The organism is Bradyrhizobium sp. USDA 4516, assembly GCF_054055915.1.
In genome coordinates this window covers 741,234-759,059 of record NZ_JBSRXT010000001.1, presented here as the reverse complement: position 1 = coordinate 759,059, position 17,826 = coordinate 741,234, and the positions used below count along the sequence as shown (strand labels likewise).

Sequence of the window (17,826 nt, the reverse complement as noted above, 5' to 3'; positions counted from 1 at the left end):
GCAAGCGGGTGAAGAACGGGGAGAGGGAGCACAGCGGAGTCGGGGGCGCTGTTCTACCTAAACGCTCTAACCGCGACCGACGAACGAGCCGATGCCCCGGCCGATCGCGGCGCCGTGCTGAAACAGCGCGCCGAGGTGATCGCCGGGCACCGACATCGCATCGAGGCCGTTCTCCGCGGCGAAGCGCTGCATCGGCGCATGCGGCCCGTCGTCCTGTCCGTTCCAAAGCAGCACCGGCACGCGCGAGGACAGCACCGCGTCCTTGGCGCCATCGACCTGTCCGAGCGCATTGAAGCAGGCGCGCACGCCGCCTTCGAGATCCGGCGTCACCCATTCGGCGAGCTCCGGCACCGTGCGGCGGGCAAAGGTAATGAAGGCACCATAGGTCAGCGGGCCGGCGTTGCCGCGCGGCAGTCCGGTGAGAAAGTCCCAGCCGCCGATCGCCAGCGACGCCAGCCGTGCCGGGAAAAACCGGGCGACACCGACCGCGACCCAGCCGCCCATCGAATGTCCCACCACGTGGGCGCGCTCGTCGCCGAGATCGTCGATCACGGCGACGATGTCGCCGGCACGCTGCGCCTGATTATAGAGCGCCGGATCGGCGGGCTTGTCGCTCAGGCCATGTCCGAGCGAATCGACGCAGACGACGCGAAAGCGATCGGCAAGCGCGTCGACCACGCCGCATTGTTTCCAGCTCGCGGCGTCGAGCAAGAGACCGTGCTGCAGCACGATCAGCGGCCCGGATCCCTCGACGGTGTAATGGATACGCTGGCCCCGGTGATTGGCGAATGGCATCGGATAGAGTTCCCCACGTTTTACCAGAGGTGAGCGTGGAGGCGCCGGGTTTCAAGACCTCGTTCCGGATCAGGAATCGCATCGCCGATGGCGGGCGGAACCATCAGCCGCCCCACACGGTGGCTTCGCTCCAGCCGAGATCCCTGAACTCGGCTGCCCGGAGCGGGGCTTCGCCGGCGGCGAAGAATTCGTCGAGCTGCGGCGGCTTCACCGTGGTCTCCGAGAGCATCGCATGGGCCTGGCCGCGATGATGAATCTGGTGCTGGAACAGATGCATCAAGAGGCGGTCGCGCCGCTCGGTCTGCACGCTCGTGTCGCGATTGATCTTCACCACATCATCGAGCCGCTCAGCCGTCAGCGCATCGCAGTGCACGATCAGCTGCTGATCGATCGCGCGCTGGGCGTCTTTCAGCGCGGCGACTGACGGGTAGGGCACCTCGTTGGCCCACGCCTTCGGCCCGAGCCAGCCGCCCTCGAGCGCATCAATGTAGAAGAGATCGATGACATGAATGTGGTTGAGCGTCGCCTGCAGGCTCGGGAAGAACCCGGTCCGCGCGGCGGCGAACTCCGCCTGGCTGAGACCGGCGCAGGCCGTGAGCAGGCGGTGATTGGCCCAGGCATTATTGTACGCAAAAGCGCGAAAGGTCTGAACGAGGCCTGCTTGCATATCGGTCCTCACTGGATTGACTGTTTCAGGCAGGTGCACCGGCCGACCCGCGACAGTGATCGTGGTGCTTGCGTTGGTGACTTGATCCTCGCATAGCTAATCCATCGTGGTGCACTTCATCCGAAGGCGGGAGCAGATGCAACTGGCAAAGAACGTGATCGACGTCGGCCTTTCCTTCAACGATCTCGAACCGATGCTGCGGTTCTGGCAGCAGGAGGCCGGACTTCGCTTCGATCATGTGCAGCCGATCCGCCGCGGGCAGAAGCAGTACCGGCACGACGCGCAAGGTTCGGTCATCAAGCTCAACCATCATGTCGAGCCGCTGCCGGATGCGGCGCCGAGCGGCTATCGCGAACTGATCATTGCGCGCGCGGGCGTCGACGCACCGCAACGCATGGCCGACCCCGACGGCAACAGCGTTTGCCTGGTTGCGCCCGGACATGACGGCATCACCCAGATCGCCGTCACGATGGCGGTGCGCGACCTTGCCGCGCATCGCAGGTTCTACGGCGACATCCTCGGCTTCACCGAGCAGTCATGGTCTGATGGTCCGGCGTTTCGCCTCGGCGACAGTCTGATCCTGCTCAGGGAAGATCGCGCCGCAACCATCGATCCGGTTCGGGGTGCGCGCGGCTGGCGCTACATCACGCTGCAGGTCGCCGACATCGACGCCGTGCATGACGAGTTGCGCGCCAAGGGCGTGCGGGAAGGCCTTGCGCCGGTGACGCTCGGCGAGGTCGCGCGGATCTCCATGATCCTCGATCCCGATGGCAACTGGATCGAACTGTCCCGCCGCGCATCGATCGTTGGAAGCCTGTCCAACCGCTAGGCAGCAAATTTTCTGGCCGCCCGGTCGGCACCGATGATATGATTCTGCGAATGCATCCAATTTGATGATCGCTTTATGCAGTCGATTTTCGGGCCGCGGCGGGTTCATCGATCGATTTTGCCAACGGCTATCGGCTCGGCTTGCCTGCTGCTGTTCGTCCCCGTCGCAAACGCCCAACCTCCCGGCAATCCAGCGGTAACGCCCTCCGCGCAGCGCGCAGAGCTGGCGCAGGCACAAACATCGCAAACGGAAACGTCTCGTCCGGATACCAACGCCGCAGTGCGCAACGCTGAGGCCGCCGATCGATCGGCGTCCGATCAGCAATCGTCATCTGTTCCGTCGCCGGCGCCGACACCTTTGCGTCCAAAGCTCGATGGGCCGCAGCAGTACTGCAAGGCGTTGGAGGAGGCTGCTTTAGAGAACGGCTTGCCGCCGGATTTCTTCGTCCGGCTGATCTGGCAGGAAAGCAATTTCGATCCCAACTCGGTCAGTTCGGCCGGTGCCCAGGGGATCGCCCAGTTCATGCCCGGTACTGCGCGGTGGCGCGGTCTGGCCGACCCGTTCGAGCCATTGCCTGCCTTGCAGGAATCCGCGCGCTGGCTCCGCGAACTGCGCGCGCAGTTCGGCAATCTCGGCCTTGCGGCGGCCGCCTATAATGGTGGCCCGCGGCGCGTTCAGGATTGGTTGGCGGGGCGTGGAAACCTGCCGGGCGAAACGCGCGCCTATGTCAGGATCATCACCGGCAAGTCCGCCGAGGAATGGGCGCAGGGTTCGCTTGAGGATCGGGTCCACACCGACGCGCCCATGGCCTGCGGTGACATCGTGCGCGGCATGCTCGTTCGGGCGCTTCCCGCGGACCCAAGAGAGTCCGTGACAATCGCGCAGCAAGCTGCGTGGGGGCCCTGGGGACTTCAATTGGCCGGCGGCCCGTCGCAATCGCGCGTACTCGCCGACTACCAGCAACTTCAGAAACGATTTGCATCCGTGCTCGGCGATCGCGCACCGCTCGTTCTGAGATCGCGCATGGCCGGGCCAGGCTCGGCCACCTGGTATCTGCTCCGGGTCGCCGAGACGACCCGTGAGCGAGCTAACCAGCTGTGCGCCCGGTTGGAGGCAGTCGGCGGTCGCTGCCTGGTGTTTCGCAACTAGGTGGCACACGTTGCAGGTCGCAGCGATCGACGGCGTGGTCAGCGCTAATTGGCGACAGAGCCCTCAACTGCAAATGTGTGGTACCTCGCGTATTTCTCGCCGACGGCCCGAACCTGCACGTAGGCCGGATCGTGTCGCCAGGCCCAAAGCGCCTCCATGCTCGGATACATGTAGACGACGACGCGCTTGGGTGGATCTCCATCGACGGCAACGACCTGCGACCCGGTTGCCGCCGCGCCGGCAGCCGCAATCAACTTGCCGCCATGTGCCCTGATGATCTCCTTCGCCTTCGGGAGATATTCCCTGGCATAGCCATCGGGATCGGTGACCTCGATTTGGCCGATCAAATAGGCGGGCGGCCTGGCTTCGCCATGCAGCGCTTCGCTGCCAAGAGCGCCGATAGCGGTACAACTCAACATGACCAGAGCCATCTTGCCTCCAGAATTCATGGGAGCCTCCTCCGGTGCCGTGCCTGTGCGGCAAGCCGCAGCCTGACAGGACTCTTCACGAGGCTTCGAAATACGTCCAATACATATATTTTCTCGAACCTTATGCTCGAATGGTATAAGCGGGCATGAACCTTCAACAGGCCCTCACGTTCTTGACGGTGGCCGAGCTCGGCACCGTCTCAAAGGCCGCATTGCGGTTGCGTGTCGCGCAACCCGCCCTGTCCAGGCAAATCATCGGTCTCGAACGGGAGCTCGGCTTGCAGCTCTTCGACCGCGTCGGGCGCCGGCTTCTATTGACTGGCGAAGGCGAGCAGTTGATTGCGGGCTGCCGTCTGCTGCTCAACAGCGTCAATTCGCTGAAAGAGCAGGCTCAGCTGCTTCGCCAAGGAGATACCGGGGTCTTGAGGATCGCCGGCTCGCCGCAACACATCGAGAGCGTGCTGTCAGATTTTCTCCACCGGTACGCGGAGCGATATCCCGGGGTCGAGATCAGGATCAGGGAGGGGACGGGCAGCGAGATATTGGCGATGCTGGAACGCGGGGAAGTTCACCTCGGCCAAAATTTGCTGCACGCCGTCAGACTGAACGAGCAGCACTTCGGCAGCCTTCCGCTTGGATCCGTACAGTTACTGGCTGCTTGTCATCCGTCGATGCCGCTTGGTCCCCGTTGCACAATCGAGATCGCTGACCTCGCCGAACTTCCGTTGCTGCTGCTGGACAGCGGGTTCGGATTTCGGCGTGCTTTCGATGCGGCAAGCCGTATGGCGGGGCTGAAACCGAAGATCACGTTCGAGAGTCGCAGTCCGCACACCTTGCTGGCACTGGCCGAGGCGGGGCACGGCGTCGCGATCGTTCCCTCCCAGCTTCAGTGCTGGCGCTACGAATTAAGGATTGTTGGTCTCACGCACAGGCGCCGCGTGTTGCAGGAGCCTCTGACCATCTCATGGGACAAGCGGCGTCCGTTGCCTCGTTTCGCGACCGATTACTGTGCAATGCTGGCAGCGCATATGCGGGAGACGTTTCCGATCACGCGCCCGACGGAACCGGCAGCGGCAAAAGCAAGTGTTCAGACGCGCGCCAAGCGAGTTCCACGCAAGGCGAAAAGTTCGGGCGGTTGAATATCGCGATTTGCGTCCGCGTCACCGATCACCGAGTTGCGCGGCGGCGCAAGCCCTTACGTGAAACATGGTTCGGTTTATCGGAACGGCAGCTCGGTGAAGCTCCGCTCGCCCCGATCGACGGCGCTTCCGAGCTTGCCCTAGCGGATTAAGTGTGTATGCTTGCAGCGTTCGATTTGCCGTTGTGCCTTGTTGAATGGTCAAAGCGGCCCTTTTCCAAAGAACATCGTCGGTTGAAGGATGATGCGGAACCAAGCGCGAATTCACGTGCGTCCGCTTTGGAGAAGACAAATGCCTACAGGTACTGTGAAGTGGTTCAACGGCCAGAAGGGCTTCGGTTTCATTCAGCCCGATGATGGCACGAATGACGTGTTCGTTCACATCAGCGCTGTCGAGCGGGCCGGACTTGGCGGTCTCGCCGAGGGCCAGAAGCTGTCGTTCGAACTCAAGGTCGACAAGATGCGTGGCAAGACCAGCGCCGAAGATCTTCGGCTGGCTTGAATCGATCTGTTATTCCACGGATGTACTGGGATGACAGCCGCGGCCCGCTCGATCCTCTGATGGGTTGAGCGGGTCTCGCTGCTTTTCAAAGGGCTCATTCGCTCATGGCCAAGAAGCCGGAAGAACTCTCTGCCGAGCGCCTGGCCAAGGCCCAACGTCAGCGGCTTGCCGCCGAGGCCGGTGCGCAGGCAATCGCTGAAGTCGAGCGCGATGCGATCGCCGTGCGCAAGAACATGGTGCGTCTGCGGGCTCTCCGTGAAGCGCGTGACGCCGAGGCGGCCGCCGCGCAGGCTGGCTCTGCACCCGCTGGCACGGCATCTGTGGCTGCCAAGAGAACCAAACGGGTCAAGCGCATCGTGCGTTAAGCCGCGCAATCACGCATGTCGAGTCCGTCGCTGATACGTTGCTGAAGCGGACCTGTTGTTTCGCGGCCTCGGCCGCCAGTTCAGGCCGCGAAGCCAGGCCGTGGCCCGAACTATTTGGGACGATCGGCTTCCTTCCTGTTCGCCGCCTTCAGTCTGATCCTGATGTAGTCAGTGATATCGCCGGCCGCATCACGCAGATCCTGTTCCGTCAGGCCTTGCTGTCCCGCCATCTCGATGCACCGGCGCGCCAACTCGGCAACGTCCTGCGAGGCACCCGGCGTTCCATATTGCTCGGCAGCGTGGACGCTGTTTTCAATCCAGAAATCAAGGAACTCTCTCGCTTTTGCGGTCATGACTCACCCGGACGGCTCGCGCGCCACTGTCCTCACCGGCCACATTCCCCGGTCTTCGCAGGAACAATCGAGAGCCGGGGTAAATTACCATGCCGATGACGCGCTATTATTTCGATCTTCGTGACGGCGGCGGCCTGGCGATCGACGAAGAGGGCATGGAGATGTCCAACTTCGGTGCGGTTCAGGAGGAGGCTGCGCGCGCCTTGGCCGACGTCATTCGGGATTCCTTTCGCGGTCACAATTTCCATCAGATTGCCATCGAGGTCCGGGACGGCGACGGGCCCGTGCTTGAGGTGGCTATCGCTTGGCGCAGTTGCCGGCTGGATTCTTGAGTTTGGCTGCGCAGCGCGGCAGTTAGCACCTTGTGATACCCAGACTGAGACTGACCTGAAACAGCGGCCCTTCGTCCGTCCGGACCTCAAACGCCAGCAGCCTGTGTTTATCCAAAGGCAGGTTCTCCTTGGCTATGCTGAGCAATGACTGCATCGCTTCGTGCGCGGCAGTTTCCTCGTCGCGTAGCTCGATGCCCTGTTTGTCGGCATAGAGTTGCTCGCCGTTGCGGATATCGAAATAGAAGCGGGTTGCCATCTTCGGCTCCCTTTGGTGGCGGGAGCTGCCCAGGCTCTCAGGTGCCGGCGCTCAACAGTCGTCCGGCAGCGCCGTACTCTGCGCCTGTTGGAGCGAATTTGCTACTCGGCAACGATGGAGATTTTTGGGGAACCGCTTTTCGCGTTCGCGGTCAAGCCGCCATCGCCGTTCAGCCATGATCTCGCCGTGGCTGAACCGTCGGATATAATTCTCACGGTCTGCGATTGTGTCTTGCATAGCTGAGATGAGTGCATAACTGTACTAGATCGACTGGCCTTGAGCCTTGTAGATCGGTCCCAGGACCTTTTTCCAAAGACATCGTCGGATGAAAGCGAGGACGCGTGCTTGTAGCACCGCGGCTGAAGCTTCCGCGACGTTGTCGGTCGGCTGCCGTTCCACGGATGTACTGGAATGGCAGTGCGGCCCGCTCTGTCATTGATAGAGCGGGCTCTGGTCTTGTTCATTCAAAGTGCGTTGTACCGCGAGAGAGGTGATCCGTTGCAAGTTCTTGTCAGGGACAACAACATCGACCAGGCGCTTCGAGTTCTAAAGAAGAGGTTGCAGCGCGAGGGCGTCTTTAGAGAGATGAAGCGCCGCAGATCGTTCGAAAAGCCATCGGAAAAAAGGGCTCGAGAGAAATCCGAGGCCGTGCGGCGAGCCCGCAAGCTTGCCCGCAAGCAAGCGATACGGGATGGATTGATCGCGGCGCCTCCGCGGAAACCCAAATTCCCGGCGTCCAAACCTTCGGCGCCAAGGCAATCACCACAATCGCCACAGCAAGCAGGCAGCACACGGGAGACCTAGCCCGTACCGATCCTGCTGGAAGGATCGTGCAAGATGACGCAGCGATCTTATCGAGGCAACGGATGCCTCCAGGAACGTCTCTCCGATGAGATCTGTCGTCGGCGAGCCGTGGATCGGGATATTCGGTCGAGGCACGACGATCAACGGCGACGTGCGCAGAACTTGGCCGGCACGGCCATCAACGCAATGGCAGATCATTCCGCCAGCCAGTTCGATCAGGCCGCGCGCAAGCGTGACTTGCTCGACGGCCCGGAGGAATTTCGCGCGTTTCGCGCGGATCGCTGACGAAACGTATGATTCGGCGGTAGGCGCAAAACTCGATGCCGTCCCGGGCAAGCGAAGCGCGACCCGGGACCCATAACCACAAGTGCCGATTGGTTTGCAACGCTGGAGCCACAGCTCGTTTCAAAACGGAAGGCTGTGGTTATGGGTCCCTGCTTTCGCAGGGACGACAGTTGTGATGCGGCACGTCATGTGCATCAAACGAGCGAGGAGGGCCTTTGGCGAGCACAGCGCTTTGGGCCCTCTGACCTCGCAATGACGGTGGAAGGTATCTTATCCCGCCAGCACCGCATCCGCGCCGGTCACCGCCTCGGCGCTTTCGGTCACGGTCTTTTCCAGCGACGGCGCCTGCACGGCGATGTTCTCGGCGAAGAAGCGCGCCAGCGCGACATAGCGCTGCGGCTCGGCTTCGCCGTTCGCCTTGGCGGCCAGCGCTTCGCCGGCGAGCATGCAGCCGCCGAGCGTTGCGGCGAACAGCCGCAGATAGGGCGTTGCGCCGGCCAGTGCCTCGTTCGGCGCCGAGGCGAGGCGCTCGAGCAGCCATTTGCTGGTGCGCTCCAGCGCGGCGTGCGCGTCGCGCAGCTTGGCGCCCGTGGTGCCGAACGCCGGATCGTTGGAGGTCTCGACCTGCTTGATGACGGCAGCGAGCTCGTCCAGCAGCGCCCAGACCGAGGCGCCGCCATTGGCGCCGAGCTTGCGGGTGACGAGGTCGATCGACTGGATGCCGTTGGTGCCCTCGTAGATCGAGGTGATGCGGGCGTCGCGATAATGCTGCGCGGCGCCGGTCTCCTCGATGAAGCCCATGCCGCCGTGGATCTGCACGCCGAGATAGGCGACCTCGTTGCCGATGTCGGTGGAGAAGGCCTTGGCGATCGGGGTCAGCAGCGCGCCGCGGGCCGCGGCCTCGGCGCGCACCTTGGCGTCCCTGGCGCGCACCGAAACGTCGAGCGCGACCGCGGTGGCGTAGCAGATCGTGCGCGCCGCCGCCGTCATGCTGCGCATCTGCATCAGCATGCGCTTGACGTCGGGATGCACGATGATCGGATCCATCCCGTCGCCCTTGTGGCCGATCGCCTTGCCTTGCCTTCGCTCCTGCGCATAGGCCAGCGCCTGCTGATAGGCGCGGTCGGCAATGCCGACGCCTTCGAGGCCGACGCCGAGGCGGGCCTGGTTCATCATCGTGAACATGCAGCGCATGCCCTGGTTTTCCTCGCCGATCAGATAACCGATCGCGCCGCCCTTATCGCCCATCGTCATGGTGCAGGTCGGCGAGGCGTGCATGCCGAGCTTGTGCTCGACGCCGCTGGCATGGATGTCGTTGCGCTCGCCGAGCGAGCCGTCGGCATTGACCAGGAATTTCGGAACCAGGAATAGCGAGATTCCCTTGGTGCCCGAGGGGGCATCGGGCAATCGCGCAAGCACGAAATGCACGATGTTGTCGGTCATGTCGTGCTCGCCATAGGTGATGAAGATCTTGGTGCCCTTGATGCGGTAGGTGCCGTCGGGGGCGCGTTCGGCGCGGGTGCGCAGCGCGCCGACGTCGGAGCCGGCATTGGGCTCGGTGAGCTGCATCGTGCCGGTCCACTCGCCGGTGACCAGCTTCTCGAGATAGGTCTTCTTCAGCTCGGCGCTGCCATGGGCATCGAGCGCCTCGATTGCCGACAGCGTCAGCAGCGGGCAGAGGCCGAAGGCGACGTTCGACGCGCTCCAGATCTCGGTGCAGGCGGCGTTGACCGCGAGCGGCAGGCCCTGGCCGCCGAACGCCTCCGGCCCCGACACCGCGTTCCAGCCCGCGGCGGTCCAGCGCTGGTAGGCGTCGGGCCAGCCCGGCGCCGTCGTCACCTTGCCGTTGTCGAGCTTGATGCCATGCTCGTCGCCGACACGATTCAGCGGCGCCAGCACGTCGGAGGCGAACTTGCCGGCTTCTTCTAGCACCGCAGCGGTGATGTCGCCGTCGAAATCGCCGTAATGGCCGGCCTCCACGGCGGCAGCGAGCCCCGCACCGTGATTGAGGGACAGCAAGATATCGTTGATCGGCGCACGGTAGGTCATGGCGTTACTCCCGACGAGGCGTTTGCAAATTGTCATCCCATGAAACCGGCGCCCTCTCAACAGTCCGAACGGACATCGCACGGTCTGTTTCGGCCACCGCGGCGTCGCCTTATAATAAGAGTACCGTCATCATCCTGCGGCTTTCGTGCCTTTTCGATCGCCGCCCTGTTGAAATGGCGGGACTCACCCTATAGACCGACGTGGCCTTCGATCGGCGCGTTGGGGCGTAGCCAAGCGGTAAGGCAGCGGATTTTGATTCCGCCATTCGGAGGTTCGATCCCTCCCGCCCCAGCCAGAGGTAACGCGCTGATTTTGTTGCGAAAATTGCCTTGCCCAAGGCGGAATTTCTCGCGCATTTGGAAATTCCGTTTGCCTCCCATTTGGAAATTCTGTGCTGGTTTCGTTTTTGGTCGAAGGCAGATGAAGGTCGTCGCGCGTTGAACGTCGCTCAATTTATAAAAATATTGAGCGGATGAACCCTGTCTGCGGGTTGTAAAGTTCCGATCGCAGCCGTTGACATCGCGTCCGGATCGACGGTTGCACACGCCGCCGCCTTTTGCAGCTTCCAACGAAGCGCGAAGTCTATCCTTGAGATCGGACGCTGGTCTTAGAAATTGCGGAGGTCTGCGTTTCGTCTCGAGGTGATGCTGCTCCATCAGCATGCTGATCGAGTTCCTTCTGCGCCAAGAGATGTGCATGCCGCTTACGGGTCGCAGCCAACGCTCGCATCATCGTTTCCTTGGCATAACCGCGATAGGCCTGTGCGGTCTTGTGGCCCGAGAGTGCGCGACCCTGGCCCTCCGTCAGTTCGGCTTCCTCGAGTTCGGTCATGCCGCCGTGTCGACAGGCATCAAGCGTGAACAGCTTTGACACGCCGTCGATCTTCTTGCGCATCTGCTGCACCACTTTTTCCATGCCAGGGTAGGACCACACCTTGGCATCGCCTTTGCGTTCACCCTTTTGGATCCGGCGCATGATCATCGGGACGCCAAGCTTGGGCAGATGGCCCAAAATATCCTCCGCCTCGGCGTAAAACTTGACGGTCTCTCCATCGAGAGTCTCTTCGAGCGGATGCCAGACCAACGCCTTGTTCTTGTGATGCTCGATGCGCACCGCGTGTGGCCAGTTCTTGCTGCGATAGTCGGGCCAAGTCAAAAACCCGGCTACCACGTTCTCAGGCCGTTGCAGCCATTCAAAGCAAATCACCGCGACGGCCGCGGGTTCAGGCCGCCCTTCTTTGATGCAGCCCCATGCAAATTTATAGACCTCCTCTCGAGTGATCGCGTGCTTCTTGGTCTTGGTACGGCTCTTGAGGGTGAAATCGTCCCAGGGGTTCGGGTGCTTCTTATCGAACAACTCTGGGTGCAGCCGACGCATGATTCGCCACACCTTTCGGCAGAGGCCGACGACCTTTTCTCCCTGCCGCAGTCTGATGCCGTTCGGGCCGTTGATGATTTTGTCGTAGATTTTATCGGCGGCTCGTGGCGTAACTTCCATGATCTGTCGTTCGCCGATCCGCCGTCCGCTTTTACCGACCGTGTCGCAGATCATTTGCATGATCCGTTCGTAGTCTGGGCGCGACCGAGCTGAGACCTTCTCAGTATACGCCTTCTCCGTCTTGTATTGTCGGAATAGCCAATCGATCGTGCCATAGCGCGCGATCTTCCCCTGGTCGCCCGGCTGCCCTCTGCGGTGGTTGTTCCATTCATCGAACAAGGCATTGAGGGTGGCAGCGCGTCCGCCTTTGCCATCGCCGCCGCATGCGGTTTCGTAGCTTGTCCCAAGTGGCTCATTCGCCATCTCGCAGCCGAGCTTCCTGTAATGTGTGGGGATGCGGAAGTAGAATGCGGTCGATCCGCGGGCAAGCCGCCGTATCTCCACGAAGCGTGGAAGTGGGCGCTCCAACGTCACAAATCCTCGGCGAGGTCGCCCGGCACGATGTCCGGCGCAATAGCTCGGTCCAGATCGTCTCTCAACCACAGCTGACGCCTCCCTTCTTTCACACGTGGTTGAGGATACTCCTTACCGACTCGTTTGAGAAAGGCCTCGACAGTCAATTCTCCGCAGTACCCTGCTGCGATTGCAGCAGACATACGGCGCGGCCAAGAACCCGCTGGAATTATGGCAGGACGTGTCATCGGATGATGGCGTGAGCTGCTGAAATCGGTTCTTTGCTGGTGCTGCCCATCATGATGATCGCCAGTAGGATTGAAACTGCGACGGCAACCGGATCGAAGAGGAGCGTAGTGCCGCGCCTGAAAAGGACACCTCGGACCTACGTGCCTCCGATGCTAGAGCGCGCCGTGGGAAGGCCGGGGGCAGGAAGTGACCTGCCGACGTAGCAGAGAGTGAGGCGGGAGGGGGCCGACACGGAGCTCGGAGAAATTGGTAAAGAGGGCAGTGGGCCGGAGTCCTACGCGCGGAGGCAGTCCGCCCAGAAAACCTGGACGTATTCACTGGCGCAACTCGCAAACCTGCGGCGAACAAGACAGAAGGAGGCGATACACGCCACCTGTCGCTTTGCTAGTTCCTTTGGTTTATCTGCCATTTGCGCAGATATTGCCAAATCCAAGCAGAGGTGTAGAGTTCTAGCGATTTTCAACACGCTTAAATTTGACGCCGCCGCTATTGCGGTATCGTAATTTTTTTATGGGGGTTCACATGTTCGATCCCGCGACCACCGCGCTATTGCGCGCCGTCCTAGATGAGGTTTGCGAAAGCGTTTCCCGGAGCGAGACCGGCGCCCGTACCCATGTGGCCTCGAAAATCCTGGAAGCCGCGACCAAAGGGGACATCTCTCCGGATCACCTCAAGCAGATCGGGCGCCACGCTCTCTCGCAGGCGCCGACGATGTGGCGATGACCGGAGGCGGGGGGAATTTCCAGGTCACGGTGCTAAAGGTCCTGGTGAGCTATCCGGATGGATTTGCCGCGATGGCCGATCTCAAGCGCGACGTGGCGATCCTGGCGACTAGCGGCCGGGACTGGGTCGAGCGCACAAAGCGCCCGGCTGCGCGTGTACCGGACCTCGACATCTTTTGGCAAGGTCTCGTCGAGCGCGAAAACGGCGGCTGGAAGATCACCGTCAAGGGACGGACAGTGCTGGAGTTCATGGAGGCGTGCCCGCCGTCGAGCCACCAACGGGGACAGTGCTATCTGAGAACAGGGATGCGCCCATACCACCGCTTCCGCAGCCAGCCGAGCGCGCTAGGCGACGACGCGAACGTCGCGAGCGGCGTCGTGAAGCTCGAGAACGGGCGCGAGCTAATGCCTCCTAATCCTGCGGACGCGTGGCCTCCGTCGAAGGAGGGGGGCCGAATCCAGGCGTAGTCCATAGAAGCGACGAGGCAGAGCAGCAGCTCCAAGCCCCGAAGATCGCGATGGTCCTGAACTCTTAATCTGCCGGTCCCAGGTTCGAGCCCTGGTGCGCCCACCATACAAATAAGACCTTAGCGAGAGAAACCGTTTGAGAAGGCCGAACTAAAACAAACGGTGTTCTTGGCGGTCGGTCGGCGAGTCCACTCTCGGCATTGCGATCTTGTTTACTCCTCCCAGCGGACGCGAAGCCGAGTCGAAGGCGGCCAGACAGAACCGGTTCCTCAATGTGTATCCGGGTCAGAGCCGCCCAATGTCCCACTTCTGTTCGATGTCATCGACGACGCATTGGGGCAGCTGCGCCACGCTGGCATCGAAATAGTGCTTGAAGTCGACGTGCACCCTCATGTTGTCCGGCCAATAGGCCGCCATGCGGTCGTAGAGGAGAGCCGATCCTGTCGAATCGAGGAGCTAAAAGTGGCGAAGAAGGCAAAGAAGATGGCTACGAAGAAGAAACTCTGCGTCGCGAATACACAAAGGCTGACGTGAAAGAGCTGCGCGCTCATTCGAAAGCGAAGACGCCCGTTGCAAAAATCGCGAAGCTCACAAAGCGCTCCGAAGGCTCACTCCGCCAAAAGGCGCTCAAGCTTGGAATCCGGCTCGGTCACCAGCGCTAGAGGCGGCTCTATGACGCTCTTCAATAGAGTGTTCTCGACCAGGACGCTGCTGCAAATCATCTGCGTTCTTGTTGCTTAAGTTGTCGAGTGCTCATTATGGCTTCAGCTGAGCAACCGCAGTTGGCGGTTGACTAGAGGAACAGCCTGGAACGCTGAGCAGAAAAGAAGCCCATCTACTGGCGAGCTATCATGCGGCGTTCAAGCGGATCGAATTTACCCTCTCAAGGCTGAAACAGGGGTTCGATTCCCCTAGGGAGCGCCATATCATGTTCCGCCTCCAATCATTTCAATAGCTTATTCCGCGTTTGTAAGTTTCGAACGCGCGCGTTTGTAAGTGGTGCGTTCTGCATCCGTCCGCTGATCGGCAATGCGCTTAGGCGCGGCTACCTGCGCCTCCCGCATCTTCGCCGCGCCGGAGTCCGCAAGTAGCTTTTTGTTTGCCTCTTCAGTGTAGCGCTGCACTTCGGCGAGCGTCCTATGTCCACTGAACGCCATCAATTCGTGCGTGGTGTTCCGGGCCTCGGCGCGACGCCGCAAACCACTCTTCTTTAGACCGTGCAGGCGGCAGTTGTCCGGTAGTCCGGCGGCTTTCACCCATCCGGCAAAGTCGTTCCCGAGCCCTTTCTTCGAGCGGGGCCTGCCATATTCAGTGCAGAGGTAGGTCAGGGGCAGCAATCCATTGACGGCTTGCAGCCTCGGCATCGCGTCAATCGCCGCTGCTAACTCATTGGATATCGGAAATGTCCACGTCGGCGCTGCCGTGCGTACGTTCGATGCGAACGCGGCGATTGCCCTCGCGGTCTACATAGCAATGCTGCGGCCCGAGCCGCACTACCTCGCCGCGACGGCTCACCGTCTCCAGCGCGAATTCAAGGACGAGACGCTGTTGCGTACCAAGCTTCCAATGCTTCCGGTAAGTCGAAATCTGATCGTCGGTCCAAGTCCAATGGCCTTTCGACTTTGGCAGCTTCACCGGGGCGATGCTTTCGGCCGGATTCTTCCTGATCATGGTGGGACGGCATGGGCGAGCAGGTGTTTGATGGCTTTCAGCCACGACCGGCGTGACGACAGCGAGCTGATTTCGCCCATGATCTTGATCAGATGAGGCTCACCCAGCATTCGTACGCGCTTGGCACCGTGCTTCAGCCTGAATTTTTCTATGATCCGCTTTCGCGCGTCGCGCGTGTCTTCAGCCAGAGCCGTCCAGTCCGTCGATCGATAATACGAAACGACCAACGCGTCGATCGTGCCCGGCGTCGTGCGCTTTTCGCCAATCTCAACGCCCTTTCGATCGGGCAACTCCGCCAGCGCCATTTGGTACGCGGACATAAACTCTCCGAGTACAATGCCCCCGGGAGCGGTTCGCCTTCATTCCGGGCGCGCGGAAGTAGTATCGGACCTTGCTGCCCGGACGCTTCTTGTTGCGAAACCCGTTCACAAACTTCGGTAGTTTATATCTTCGATCATCGTCGAAAACTTCATCCCATTCATTGTCGGTGCGCGTCGGTGTTGCGCTGCTGTTCCGACTCTCCCCGACCGTTGTGATCGTCATCCGGTCCGGCTCGATCTCGATCTTGACGATCACACCGGCATCCTTGGCTGCGCGCAGAGCGCGGGTGAGGAGTCTGTACGTGCTCTGCGCGCGCGGCATCCTCGCATCATCTCTCCCCCCAACCCGCCGAATGATTCCTCGGGACCTACGCCCGTTCCTTCGTCTTCCTACCGGTGCGACGCGTGGCTGCGATCTGGCGGTAAGTCTCGATGTCGGTGATCCATTTTCTGTAGGCTTCCGTATCCGGCGGACCGGGCGTCAATGACTTCGGCAGGCTGACGCCCGCCTTCCTCGCGGCGGCCCTAAGCTGTCGCTCGACTAGATCGAGCGGAAATGGGAAAGGCACCATCTCGCCTCCACCCATCTCGTTGATGACATCTTCGCATGGTCCGACTGCGGCCTTGATTAAGGTTTTGTCGGGGTTGGTGGCGATCACGAAGCAAATGCCCTCGCTATAGACAGTGCGCCCTCGGGCCCGCTCCGCTCGCGCTAGACCGTCCAACCAGCCGCGCCAATGCTCGCGAACCAGTGCAGCCGAGCGCTTCATGTCGATCTTGATGTAATTCGAAATAAGAACAGTCAGCGCGACGGCGAACATGTCGAGTTCGCCGTATTGATTGTGCAACAGAGGCTTGGACAATCCAAACGCCAGCGCCACCTCGTCGCGCCATGCGCGCTGGGTCCACGCATTGCTGTCGGTATCGAACACGCTCAAGAGTCGAACGCCAGACTTTGAATTTGCATTTCGGCCTCTCCCAAGATAAATTATATTCGTATAACGCAGATATCGAGTCCGTTATGTGGGCTAGCAGGCGAAAAGGCAGCCAACATGAAAGGAAGGAGGCGGTGACTAACCTACAGCCTCTGCCAGACATCGAGGGTCTTGAAGATGCGATCAGCGAGGCCGACAGCCTGCTGGCTGACCCCAACCTGACGGATGGTCAACGCGATCACGTCGCTAAGCTTAGCGCAAAAGCGCGAATGATCCTGGAAGAGGCGACTGGCCATCGTCATCGCTGCCCCTACTGCTACGGCAAGGGAACGATTGAGCGCCCGCCGCTGAAAAACGACAAGGACGTAATCACCCCATTGTCGGATGAATTTCCGTCGATGCTGCCGTGTCCAGTTTGTCACGCGACCGGCTGAGTGGCGGACGAAGTCAGCGGCGCGACATGGCCGGGCGCGAGGTCGTGATCTCGCGCCTTGAAGGCGAGCCGCGACCGGTGGGCGCAAATGCTGCGTTGCGACCGTCGGATGAGCGTTTGCCCCCGTGTACAACCGGGCCGTCGTGCTCGGCTGAGCTTCACACCGAATGAGTTCTGGATGGACCTGTGAGGGACTAGGTCTTAAGTATGTGCCAACGCTCACGTCTGACGGTGTTCCCCCCTCTGGTAGTGTATGATAAAAGATTCTCGGAAAAGGCGCATTCCCAGCGCTGGAGGGGCAGCAGAATTGAGCGATTCTCAGGTTGCGGCCATGACGAGGCTGTTCTCTTCGGCCGTGTTCCGTGAGATGGCGAAGCGGGGCCGCTCGGCACTGTTCGCCCGCTTGTTGGGGCAGATCGAGCAATGGCCGAGTGAGGGGGAAGTCACCGTCGGCGACGCCTTTGATTCCGCATTCCGTGTCCTAAAGACGATCGGCCTGCGCGACGAGTACATCTACAGGGCAGCCCTGACTCAGAAGGTCCTCATGGGGAAGCACTCGCTGAAGACAGCGTGCATGCTCAACGAATTTCGCGCGGCGTCTTGTAAGGCTGATTTGGTGATCCTGAATGGGACCGCCACGGTGTACGAAATCAAATCCGAGCGGGACTCGCTGGATCGTCTTGCGAACCAGATCGGCAACTACAAAAAGGTCTTCGCGAAGATTTATGTGATTGCCGCCGAAGGGCACGTGCAGAAAGTCCTTCAAACCGTGCCCAAGGACGTTGGCGTATTGAGCTTGTCCCGGCGCTATCAGATATCGACCGTGCGTGAAGCGTCAGATCGTTCTCGACGGGTTGACCCGGTGGCCGTCTTCGAATCTCTTCGATCAGTCGAAGCGCGATCTGTACTCGCCGATCTTGGTGTTACAGTCCCCGATCTCCCCAACACGAAGTTGCATAGCGTAATGCGCCAATTTTTCAGCGGGCTCGACCCGCAAAAGGTTCATACCTCGATGGTTAAAGTCCTAAAGCGCTCGCGCGATTTGGCGCCTCTCAGCGATCTTGTGGAAAGACTGCCAGCGTCGCTACATGCTGCAGCGTTGTCCACCAGTGTGAGGCGTGGAGATCATGAGCGATTGGTTCAGGCCGTCCAAACGCCGCTTCGTGCTGCAATGGCGTGGGCCTAA

The 17,826-nt window shown here is 61.0% G+C and carries 23 protein-coding genes, 1 tRNA gene and 1 pseudogene; 13 read left to right on the top strand and 12 right to left on the bottom strand.

Features of this window, described 5'->3' with window-relative positions:
• Window positions 1-66: 66 nt before the first annotated feature.
• Entirely contained in the window at window positions 67-795 is a 729-nt protein-coding gene (locus ACVI1L_RS03595) for an alpha/beta fold hydrolase (protein WP_028334486.1), read from the bottom strand.
• 103 nt (window positions 796-898) lie between these two features.
• Window positions 899-1,462 carry a DinB family protein gene (locus ACVI1L_RS03590; protein ID WP_253624174.1) on the bottom strand — a complete coding sequence of 188 codons (564 nt, stop codon included), beginning with the start codon at window positions 1,460-1,462 and terminating at the stop codon, window positions 899-901.
• Between the two features lie 136 nt (window positions 1,463-1,598).
• Here ACVI1L_RS03590 and ACVI1L_RS03585 point away from each other — a divergent pair, with 136 nt between their 5' ends.
• Together ACVI1L_RS03585 and ACVI1L_RS03580 are read left to right on the top strand one after the other, a co-directional pair.
• Entirely contained in the window at window positions 1,599-2,291 is a 693-nt protein-coding gene (locus ACVI1L_RS03585; RefSeq protein WP_057015224.1) for a VOC family protein, read from the top strand.
• A 75-nt stretch (window positions 2,292-2,366) separates the two neighbouring features.
• A complete protein-coding gene (locus tag ACVI1L_RS03580) occupies window positions 2,367-3,440 on the top strand; it encodes a lytic transglycosylase domain-containing protein (RefSeq protein WP_456782310.1) in 1,074 nt (357 codons plus the stop codon).
• 44 nt (window positions 3,441-3,484) lie between these two features.
• On the opposite strand, the gene ACVI1L_RS03575 is transcribed toward ACVI1L_RS03580, so the two are convergent.
• Complete coding sequence (locus tag ACVI1L_RS03575; RefSeq protein WP_229191173.1) at window positions 3,485-3,889, bottom strand: DUF1330 domain-containing protein; 405 nt, start codon at window positions 3,887-3,889, stop codon at window positions 3,485-3,487.
• Window positions 3,890-4,014: 125 nt separating this feature from the next.
• Between ACVI1L_RS03575 and ACVI1L_RS03570 the strand changes: the two genes are divergently transcribed.
• The 3 genes from ACVI1L_RS03570 to ACVI1L_RS03560 all read left to right on the top strand — a co-directional run bounded on the left by ACVI1L_RS03570 (window position 4,015) and on the right by ACVI1L_RS03560 (window position 5,873).
• Entirely contained in the window at window positions 4,015-5,007 is a 993-nt protein-coding gene (locus ACVI1L_RS03570; RefSeq protein WP_456782309.1) for a LysR family transcriptional regulator, read from the top strand.
• Window positions 5,008-5,298: 291 nt separating this feature from the next.
• Window positions 5,299-5,508: a cold-shock protein gene (locus tag ACVI1L_RS03565; RefSeq protein WP_028339489.1), complete on the top strand. Its 210-nt coding sequence runs from the start codon at window positions 5,299-5,301 to the stop codon at window positions 5,506-5,508.
• A 104-nt stretch (window positions 5,509-5,612) separates the two neighbouring features.
• Complete coding sequence (locus ACVI1L_RS03560) at window positions 5,613-5,873, top strand: hypothetical protein (RefSeq protein ID WP_057015228.1); 261 nt, start codon at window positions 5,613-5,615, stop codon at window positions 5,871-5,873.
• A 110-nt stretch (window positions 5,874-5,983) separates the two neighbouring features.
• Here ACVI1L_RS03560 and ACVI1L_RS03555 read toward each other — a convergent pair whose 3' ends face one another.
• Window positions 5,984-6,226, bottom strand: coding sequence for a hypothetical protein (locus ACVI1L_RS03555; RefSeq protein WP_057015229.1), 243 nt, complete (start codon window positions 6,224-6,226; stop codon window positions 5,984-5,986).
• Window positions 6,227-6,315: 89 nt separating this feature from the next.
• Here ACVI1L_RS03555 and ACVI1L_RS03550 point away from each other — a divergent pair, with 89 nt between their 5' ends.
• On the top strand, window positions 6,316-6,558 hold the full coding sequence (locus ACVI1L_RS03550; RefSeq protein ID WP_082653668.1) for a DUF6894 family protein: 243 nt from the start codon (window positions 6,316-6,318) through the stop codon (window positions 6,556-6,558).
• Between the two features lie 22 nt (window positions 6,559-6,580).
• Here the strand turns inward: ACVI1L_RS03550 and ACVI1L_RS03545 are convergent, their stop codons facing one another.
• On the bottom strand, window positions 6,581-6,814 hold the full coding sequence (locus tag ACVI1L_RS03545; protein WP_057015230.1) for a DUF6894 family protein: 234 nt from the start codon (window positions 6,812-6,814) through the stop codon (window positions 6,581-6,583).
• Window positions 6,815-7,312: 498 nt separating this feature from the next.
• Here ACVI1L_RS03545 and rpsU point away from each other — a divergent pair, with 498 nt between their 5' ends.
• A complete protein-coding gene (rpsU, locus tag ACVI1L_RS03540; protein ID WP_076829105.1) occupies window positions 7,313-7,618 on the top strand; it encodes a 30S ribosomal protein S21 in 306 nt (101 codons plus the stop codon).
• A 162-nt stretch (window positions 7,619-7,780) separates the two neighbouring features.
• Window positions 7,781-7,903: a hypothetical protein gene (locus ACVI1L_RS03535; protein WP_256520744.1), complete on the top strand. Its 123-nt coding sequence runs from the start codon at window positions 7,781-7,783 to the stop codon at window positions 7,901-7,903.
• A 270-nt stretch (window positions 7,904-8,173) separates the two neighbouring features.
• On the opposite strand, the gene ACVI1L_RS03530 is transcribed toward ACVI1L_RS03535, so the two are convergent.
• Window positions 8,174-9,952 carry an acyl-CoA dehydrogenase gene (locus ACVI1L_RS03530; RefSeq protein WP_316398701.1) on the bottom strand — a complete coding sequence of 593 codons (1,779 nt, stop codon included), beginning with the start codon at window positions 9,950-9,952 and terminating at the stop codon, window positions 8,174-8,176.
• A 220-nt stretch (window positions 9,953-10,172) separates the two neighbouring features.
• Between ACVI1L_RS03530 and ACVI1L_RS03525 the strand changes: the two genes are divergently transcribed.
• Window positions 10,173-10,247 (top strand) — tRNA-Gln (locus ACVI1L_RS03525).
• 287 nt (window positions 10,248-10,534) lie between these two features.
• Here the strand turns inward: ACVI1L_RS03525 and ACVI1L_RS03520 are convergent.
• Window positions 10,535-11,857: a hypothetical protein gene (locus ACVI1L_RS03520; protein WP_456782308.1), complete on the bottom strand. Its 1,323-nt coding sequence runs from the start codon at window positions 11,855-11,857 to the stop codon at window positions 10,535-10,537.
• A 756-nt stretch (window positions 11,858-12,613) separates the two neighbouring features.
• On the opposite strand from ACVI1L_RS03520, the gene ACVI1L_RS03515 reads away from it, so the two are divergent.
• Complete coding sequence (locus ACVI1L_RS03515; protein ID WP_141340072.1) at window positions 12,614-12,814, top strand: hypothetical protein; 201 nt, start codon at window positions 12,614-12,616, stop codon at window positions 12,812-12,814.
• A pseudogene (locus ACVI1L_RS03510) lies at window positions 12,811-13,229 on the top strand (hypothetical protein). The gene ACVI1L_RS03515 and the pseudogene ACVI1L_RS03510 overlap by 4 nt, the downstream one beginning before the upstream one ends.
• Window positions 13,230-13,566: 337 nt before the next feature.
• On the opposite strand, the gene ACVI1L_RS03505 reads toward ACVI1L_RS03510, so the two are convergent.
• The 5 genes from ACVI1L_RS03505 to ACVI1L_RS03485 form a co-directional block, all read right to left on the bottom strand.
• Entirely contained in the window at window positions 13,567-13,698 is a 132-nt protein-coding gene (locus tag ACVI1L_RS03505) for a hypothetical protein (protein ID WP_456782307.1), read from the bottom strand.
• 539 nt (window positions 13,699-14,237) lie between these two features.
• Window positions 14,238-14,645, bottom strand: a complete 408-nt coding sequence (locus ACVI1L_RS03500) for a hypothetical protein (RefSeq protein WP_456782306.1) — start codon at window positions 14,643-14,645, stop codon at window positions 14,238-14,240.
• Between the two features lie 22 nt (window positions 14,646-14,667).
• Window positions 14,668-14,952 carry a hypothetical protein gene (locus tag ACVI1L_RS03495; RefSeq protein ID WP_456782305.1) on the bottom strand — a complete coding sequence of 95 codons (285 nt, stop codon included), beginning with the start codon at window positions 14,950-14,952 and terminating at the stop codon, window positions 14,668-14,670.
• The gene (locus tag ACVI1L_RS03490; protein ID WP_456782304.1) at window positions 14,949-15,272 is read right to left on the bottom strand and encodes a hypothetical protein; all 324 of its coding nucleotides are present in this window, start codon (window positions 15,270-15,272) and stop codon (window positions 14,949-14,951) included. The genes ACVI1L_RS03495 and ACVI1L_RS03490 overlap by 4 nt, the downstream gene beginning before the upstream one ends.
• Window positions 15,273-15,640: 368 nt before the next feature.
• Complete coding sequence (locus ACVI1L_RS03485) at window positions 15,641-16,210, bottom strand: hypothetical protein (protein WP_456782303.1); 570 nt, start codon at window positions 16,208-16,210, stop codon at window positions 15,641-15,643.
• A gap of 131 nt (window positions 16,211-16,341) precedes the next feature.
• On the opposite strand from ACVI1L_RS03485, the gene ACVI1L_RS03480 reads away from it, so the two are divergent.
• Both ACVI1L_RS03480 and ACVI1L_RS03475 read left to right on the top strand, forming a co-directional pair.
• Window positions 16,342-16,641: a hypothetical protein gene (locus ACVI1L_RS03480; RefSeq protein WP_456782302.1), complete on the top strand. Its 300-nt coding sequence runs from the start codon at window positions 16,342-16,344 to the stop codon at window positions 16,639-16,641.
• A gap of 330 nt (window positions 16,642-16,971) precedes the next feature.
• Window positions 16,972-17,826 (top strand): sce7726 family protein, encoded by an 855-nt coding sequence (locus ACVI1L_RS03475; protein ID WP_456782301.1) that lies wholly within the window; start codon window positions 16,972-16,974, stop codon window positions 17,824-17,826.